Here is a 5,645-nt window from a genome sequence, read left to right as displayed (position 1 = left end):
CTCGGAGACTGGAGCGCGGCGGGTTGGCACGGGCGGACCTCCTTGGCGGCTCGGCAGGGCTCGCCCTGGCGGGACGAAAGGCTGAAAGGGCCGGGCTGGCAGGGACGTGGGACTGGAGGGGGGCCGCCCCGCCCTCCCCGCCGGGGCGGCCCCGCGACTGACGCCGACCGCCGGGCTCCTTCGCCTCCACCGGCCGCGCCGTCTTCGTCACCCCAACTTGCCGTGTGTGGGCAGACAGATACATCCCGTAGCGCTATGGTCGCCAGATATTTGAGACATCCGATGGGAGGAGCCCGTGAACGATGCGCTCCGGGTGGCGCTCAGCGACACCGGGCACACGATCGAATCCCTCGCCGAGACCGTCGGCGTCGACCCGAAGACGGTCGGGCGGTGGCTGACCGAGGACCGCATCCCGCACGCCCGGCACCGGTTGGGGGCGGCGGAGGCCCTCCGCCGGGACGTGTCGGACATCTGGCCGGACACTTCGAGACGTCGTGACCCGATCTGGTTCCGTCCGTGGCAGGAGATCGAGCGCGAGGCGGTGTCGCTGCGGTCGTACCAATCGATGGTGTTGCCGGGCCTGCTCCAGACCGAGGCGTACGCGCGGGCCGTGCTGACCGGCGGCGGCCTCTTTCCCCGCGGCGACGTCGAGCGCCACCTCGCCTCCCGGCTCGCCCGCCAGGGCATCCTGCGGCAGGACGAGCCGCCGCAGTTCACGGCCGTGATCGACGAGGGGGTGCTGCGCCGTCCGGTCGGCGGCCGGGCCACGATGCGCGAGCAGCTCCGGGCCGTCGTCGCCGCCTGCGCCGAACCACACGTGCGGGTGCACGTCGTGCTGTCGTCGGTCGGCGCCTACGCGGGCCTGAACGGGCCGTTCGTGATCGCCAGCAGCCACGACCACCGGGTCGCCGGCTACCTCGACAACCAACTCCAGGGCCAACTGGTTAGCGATCCCGCGGACATCGCCGCCATGATGGCTGCGTGGGAGAACGTGCGCGGCGAGGCGCTGTCCCACTGGCAGTCGGTCGATCTCATCACGGAAGTGGCGGAGACATGGAGCTGAACGGCGCGCGGTGGCGCAAGAGCAGCCGCAGCAGCGGCAACGGCGGCGACTGCGTCGAGGTCGCCGACAACCTGCCCGGCGTCGTCGCGGTGCGCGACTCGAAGGACCCGGCCGGCCCGGCGCTCGCCTTCGCGCCGGCGGCGTGGCGCGCGTTTGTCGCCACCATCGCCGAGCGCCCCTGAACCGAGCCCGCCCACGGCAGAGGTACCCCCGACACAAGGCGCGGGTGGAACACCACGGGTGCCTCCCGACGCGGGATGCACCCGTGTCGTTCCACCCGCCCTTGGCGGCGGCAGGGATCACCTCCTGCCTCTCCGCCCTGCCCGACCGACCCTCGCCGGAGGCCGCGCCACGCCCGGAGGAGGGCCGGCAGTGCGGCATTGCGGGGCGGTGCCGGAAGGGGACGATTGGGTACGGTGCGGAGAACGGCGTAGGCGGGACTCGTCGTACACATGTTCCATCCACAGGCTGTGGACGGCGGAGGGCTCCCATGGGTTACCAGCTCAGCGCGGTCGTCGCGGACGCCGAGCTGCTCCGCGAGCACACCGCCGACCTGGACCACGCGGTCCTCGGCGAGTTGCGCCAGGAGTTCGCGCTGCTGCCGGTCACCCCGCAACTGGTCGAGGAGCTGACCGGGGCGCCGCCCGACTACTCGACGACGGAGCGGTCCCCGGAGGAGCCGTTCCACCTGGTGCTCTCGGCACCCCTCGCCGAGGTCCTCGCCCGCTGGTCGCGGTCGGGTCCGGTGGCGTACCTGGAGGCGGAGTTCCTCGGCGGCGCCGGCTACCAGTCGGCGCTGGTGTGGCTCGGCGGCCAGGTGAGCTGGGGGCCGGGGTTCGACCGTCTCTTCGACGGGCCGCGTCCGGAGTGGCCGCTCAACGCGGCGCTCGCCCGGCTCGGGGCGGAGCCCGGCGCGTGGATCGACCCGTTCGCCGAGCTGGGCCTGCACGTCGAGCGGAGCACCGCCGGCTGGCTGGCGCACGGGCGCCGACGGCTGAGCGCCGACTACTGGGACGAGCTGGCCGAGGAATGGGAAAACCGGCAATCTGCGGGCGGGCAGCAACCTGAACGGCCCGGTCCCGTTGGGGACTGGGGGATTCCATGAAATTGCGACAATTTGGCTTTATAGCCGCGCTGACGACGGCTGCCTGGGTCTCGGGCAGCGGCGTGCACCCGCCGCTGCGCGAGTTGGACGGCCGGCCCGTCGGGGCCGTCGAGGTGGTCGACCTCAACGGCCTGCGCGACGTCGAGTTCGGCGACACCGAGGACGAGCTGACCCGGCGGGGCATCCTGCGCTCCGACATCGACGCCTGCGGCCCGGCGCTGGCCGGGTACGACACGACCAGTCCCATCTTCGTCGACGACCGGCTGGTGCTGCTCTGGCTCGGCGAGGCGACGCGCACCCCGCAGGGAGTCACCGCCGGCATGCCGGTCGACGAGGTCCGCACCCGCTACCCGTCCGCCCGGGAGCTGGACGCTCCACAGGGGACGTACCGGCTCGACGGGCTGCTCGCCCGGCAGGGCGACCGGGCGTACCTCTTCCTGCACGACGGGCAGGCGGTGAAGAAGATCATCGCCGGGTACGCCGACTGGGCCCAGCGCCTCTTCGACGAGGGCCACAGCCCCTGCTGAACGCAGGCGCCCTCCGCACTCGGCCACCGCCCGCGACAGGCGGCCACGCCACGCCCCGGCCACCGCCCGCACCGAACTCCGCCCGCCGGCGTGCACCTGACGGAAGCATGAGGTCCACGGTGCCGGGTAACCGCCGGGCATGGCGCGGTACACGAAGCCCGAACTCAGGGAGCAGGTCAAGGAAGAGATCAAGGCCTCCGACAAGGGCGGCCGGCCGGGACAGTGGTCGGCACGCAAGTCGCAGCTGGTCACCCAGGAGTACAAGAGGCGCGGCGGGGGCTTCGTCGGCCCGAAGGACGAACGGCAGAAGTCCCTCCAGCGCTGGGGCGGCGAGCACTGGCAGACCAAGGAGGGCGACACCCGGGCGCGGCACGGCGACGAGACGAGCCGCTACCTGCCCGAACAGGCCTGGAAGGAGCTCTCCGAGAAGGAGAAGCGGGCGACCGACGCCAAGAAGCGGAAGGAATCAAAGTCCGGCAAGCAGCACGTCGCCAACACCGGACCGGCCAAACGCGCCCGCCGCAACGCCACGTCGGCCGAACAACTGTCGGAGCTGCCGGTCGCCGAGGCGGCCAAGCTAGTCCGCGACCTCGACAAGGGCCAACTGAAGTCGGCACTGCGCCGCGAACGCGACGGCAAATCCCGCAAGACCCTCATCACCCGCCTGGAAAAGGAACTAAGCCGCCGCTGACCGGCCCCTCCGCCCCGCCCCACCCATCTCGACGTCGATCATGCACTCGTGGTGGGCAACAGCTACCCAGACGCCCCTTTCGCATGGCACCACAACTGCATGATCGACGCAGGCAGGGGTGCGGGGGGGGTGCATGCGAGAACGCCCGGCCGATCCTTGCGGATCTGCCGGGCGTTCTCGCACTTCACGAGCGGTGGCGGAGGGATTTGAACCCTCGGAGGGCGTAAACCCTCACACGCTTTCGAGGCGTGCTCCTTAGGCCGCTCGGACACGCCACCGCCGAGAAGGGTACATGACCCCGGGTTCGGACGCCGAACCGGTACGCCCCGGGGCGGCCTGGCAGGATCCTTGCCATGAGTACGCACATCGGCGCGAAGCCGGGAGAGATCGCCGAGCGGGTCCTGATGCCGGGCGACCCGCTGCGGGCGAAGTGGATCGCGGAGACCTACCTCGAGGGCGCGCAGTGCTACTCGACGGTCCGGGGCATGCTGGGCTTCACCGGCCGCCACAACGGCGTCGAGGTCTCCGTCCAGGGCTCCGGCATGGGCATGCCCTCCGCCTCGATCTACGCCCATGAGCTGGTCAACGAGTACGGCGTGAAGAGCCTGATCCGGGTCGGCTCCTGCGGGGCACTGACCGAGGACCTGCGGCTGCGCGACGTGATCGCGGCGATCGGCTCGTCCACCGACTCGAACATGAACCGGATGCGCTTCGACGGGCTGATCGACTACGCCCCGGTGGCCGACTTCGGGCTGCTGCGTACGTCGGTGGAGGTGGCCGAGCGGCGCGGCATCGCGATGCGGGTCGGGCCGATCCTGGCGGCGGACGCCTTCTACACCGACCGCCCGGACCTCTACGACAGCCTCGCCGAGTACGGCGTGCTGGCGGTGGAGATGGAGTCGGCGGCGCTCTACACGATCGCCGCCCGGTTCAAGGCCCGCGCCCTGACGCTGCTGACCGTCAGCGACCACATCAAGACCGGCGAGAAGACCACCTCCGAGGAGCGTGAGCAGACCTTCAGCCAGATGGTCGAGATCGCCCTGGACACGATCATCGCCTGATCCTCGTCGGCCCCGACGCCGCCCGCCGTCCGTCCCCGGATGGCGGGCGGCGTCGCTATGTCGTGACCATGGTCACGCCAAGAAACTATACGAACGGTCGTGCTTATTCATTAGCCTGTGCCCATGACAGTCGACGGACGCGTCGCGCGGGGCGACCGGACCCGCACCGCCGCGCTGGACGCCGCCGTGGTCCTCGCCACCGAGGTCGGCCTGCACGGGCTCTCCCTCGCCCAGCTCGCCGACGCGCTCGGCGTCAGCAAGTCCGGCCTCTTCGCGCACTGGGGCTCCAAGGAGGCGCTCCAGCTCGCCACCGTCGACCGGGCGGTCGAGCAGCAGCGGGAACGGGTCATCGAGCCGGCCCTGCGCGCCCCCCGGGGCGTACGGCGGCTCTGGGCACTGCACCAGGCCCGGATCGACTTCTTCGCCGCCCGGGTGCTCCCCGGCGGCTGCTTCTTCGCCAGCGCCGACTTCGAGTACAACGCGCGCCCCGGCCCGGTCCGGGACCGGCTCGCCGAGGTGTTCGGCCGCTGGACCGCGTTCCTCGAACAGCTCGTCCGCGAGGCGGTCGCCGCCGGCGAGCTGCCCGCCGACGTGGACGTCGCACAGCTGGCGTACGAGATCGACGCCCTCGGGATCACCGCCGCGATGCGCTCCCGGCTGCTGGACCCCGACACCGCCTACCGGCACGCCCGCCAGGGCCTGCTGAACCGACTGCGGGCACTGTGCCCCGATCCGACCCTGCTACCGGAAGGCCTCTCATGAGCCACGCCATCGTCGACCAGCCCGCCGTCGAGTTCGGTCACGTCGCGCACGTCGCGGTGCACTTCGACGACCTCGACGCGTTCGGCCTCCTGCACAACGCCCGGTACGCGGTGCTGCTCGAACGGGCCCTGACCGGGTACTGGGCGGACCACGGTGTCGCGTTCCAGGCCGGCCAGCAGAGCGCACCGGACGTGTTCCACGCCGTCCGCGAGTTCACCATCACCTACCGGGCCCCGGTCACCGGGACCGGCCCCGTGGCGGTGCACTTCTGGCTCGACCACTTCGGCACCAGCAGCGCCCGGTACGCCTACCGGTTCCACTCAGTCGACGGACGCATCGTGCACGCGGAGGGCCAGCGGTCGATCGTCCGGGTCGACCCGGCGACCCTGCGCCCCGCCCCCTGGACCGACACCGCCCGCGCGGTGGCCGCGACCCT

Annotated in this window: 8 protein-coding genes and 1 tRNA gene; 8 read left to right on the top strand and 1 reads right to left on the bottom strand. The window is 71.7% G+C overall.

Features of this window, described 5'->3' with window-relative positions:
* Positions 1 to 295: 295 nt before the first annotated feature.
* The 5 genes from F6X68_RS30140 (at position 296) to F6X68_RS30120 (ending at position 3,386) form a co-directional block, all read left to right on the top strand.
* Complete coding sequence (locus tag F6X68_RS30140) at positions 296 to 1,063, top strand: helix-turn-helix transcriptional regulator (protein WP_151457427.1); 768 nt, start codon at positions 296 to 298, stop codon at positions 1,061 to 1,063.
* Positions 1,054 to 1,245 carry a DUF397 domain-containing protein gene (locus tag F6X68_RS30135; RefSeq protein ID WP_151457426.1) on the top strand — a complete coding sequence of 64 codons (192 nt, stop codon included), beginning with the start codon at positions 1,054 to 1,056 and terminating at the stop codon, positions 1,243 to 1,245. The genes F6X68_RS30140 and F6X68_RS30135 overlap by 10 nt, the downstream gene beginning before the upstream one ends.
* Before the next feature lie 308 nt (positions 1,246 to 1,553).
* Positions 1,554 to 2,168 carry a hypothetical protein gene (locus F6X68_RS30130; RefSeq protein WP_151457425.1) on the top strand — a complete coding sequence of 205 codons (615 nt, stop codon included), beginning with the start codon at positions 1,554 to 1,556 and terminating at the stop codon, positions 2,166 to 2,168.
* A complete protein-coding gene (locus tag F6X68_RS30125) occupies positions 2,165 to 2,695 on the top strand; it encodes a hypothetical protein (protein WP_151457424.1) in 531 nt (176 codons plus the stop codon). The genes F6X68_RS30130 and F6X68_RS30125 overlap by 4 nt, the downstream gene beginning before the upstream one ends.
* Before the next feature lie 139 nt (positions 2,696 to 2,834).
* Complete coding sequence (locus F6X68_RS30120) at positions 2,835 to 3,386, top strand: DUF5872 domain-containing protein (RefSeq protein ID WP_151457423.1); 552 nt, start codon at positions 2,835 to 2,837, stop codon at positions 3,384 to 3,386.
* Between the two features lie 191 nt (positions 3,387 to 3,577).
* Here the strand turns inward: F6X68_RS30120 and F6X68_RS30115 are convergent.
* A tRNA-Ser gene (locus F6X68_RS30115) sits at positions 3,578 to 3,664 on the bottom strand.
* A 75-nt stretch (positions 3,665 to 3,739) separates the two neighbouring features.
* Here F6X68_RS30115 and deoD point away from each other — a divergent pair.
* From deoD to F6X68_RS30100, 3 genes are all read left to right on the top strand, one after another.
* The gene (gene deoD / locus F6X68_RS30110) at positions 3,740 to 4,447 is read left to right on the top strand and encodes a purine-nucleoside phosphorylase (protein WP_151457422.1); all 708 of its coding nucleotides are present in this window, start codon (positions 3,740 to 3,742) and stop codon (positions 4,445 to 4,447) included.
* 123 nt (positions 4,448 to 4,570) lie between these two features.
* A complete protein-coding gene (locus F6X68_RS30105) occupies positions 4,571 to 5,209 on the top strand; it encodes a TetR/AcrR family transcriptional regulator (protein ID WP_151457421.1) in 639 nt (212 codons plus the stop codon).
* Positions 5,206 to 5,645, top strand: a 440-nt coding sequence (locus F6X68_RS30100; protein WP_151457420.1) for a thioesterase family protein, incomplete at its 3' end; no start/stop codon positions are given. The genes F6X68_RS30105 and F6X68_RS30100, both read left to right, overlap by 4 nt.

It is taken from the genome of Micromonospora sp. AMSO12t (assembly GCF_008806585.1).
GTDB lineage: Bacteria > Actinomycetota > Actinomycetes > Mycobacteriales > Micromonosporaceae > Micromonospora > Micromonospora reichwaldensis.
The sequence above is the reverse complement of the archived record's forward strand: the minus strand, read 5'-3'. Positions and strand labels throughout refer to the sequence as shown.

What these genes read in the sequence shown, in the direction of transcription:
- F6X68_RS30135 (WP_151457426.1), top strand. Translation starts at nt 1,054, where the DNA reads ATGGAGCTGAACGGCGCGCGGTGGCGCAAGAGCAGCCGCAGCAGCGGC.
- F6X68_RS30130 (WP_151457425.1), top strand. Translation starts at nt 1,554, where the DNA reads ATGGGTTACCAGCTCAGCGCGGTCGTCGCGGACGCCGAGCTGCTCCGC.
- F6X68_RS30125 (WP_151457424.1), top strand. Translation starts at nt 2,165, where the DNA reads ATGAAATTGCGACAATTTGGCTTTATAGCCGCGCTGACGACGGCTGCC.
- F6X68_RS30120 (WP_151457423.1), top strand. Translation starts at nt 2,835, where the DNA reads ATGGCGCGGTACACGAAGCCCGAACTCAGGGAGCAGGTCAAGGAAGAG.
- deoD (WP_151457422.1), top strand. Translation starts at nt 3,740, where the DNA reads ATGAGTACGCACATCGGCGCGAAGCCGGGAGAGATCGCCGAGCGGGTC.
- F6X68_RS30105 (WP_151457421.1), top strand. Translation starts at nt 4,571, where the DNA reads ATGACAGTCGACGGACGCGTCGCGCGGGGCGACCGGACCCGCACCGCC.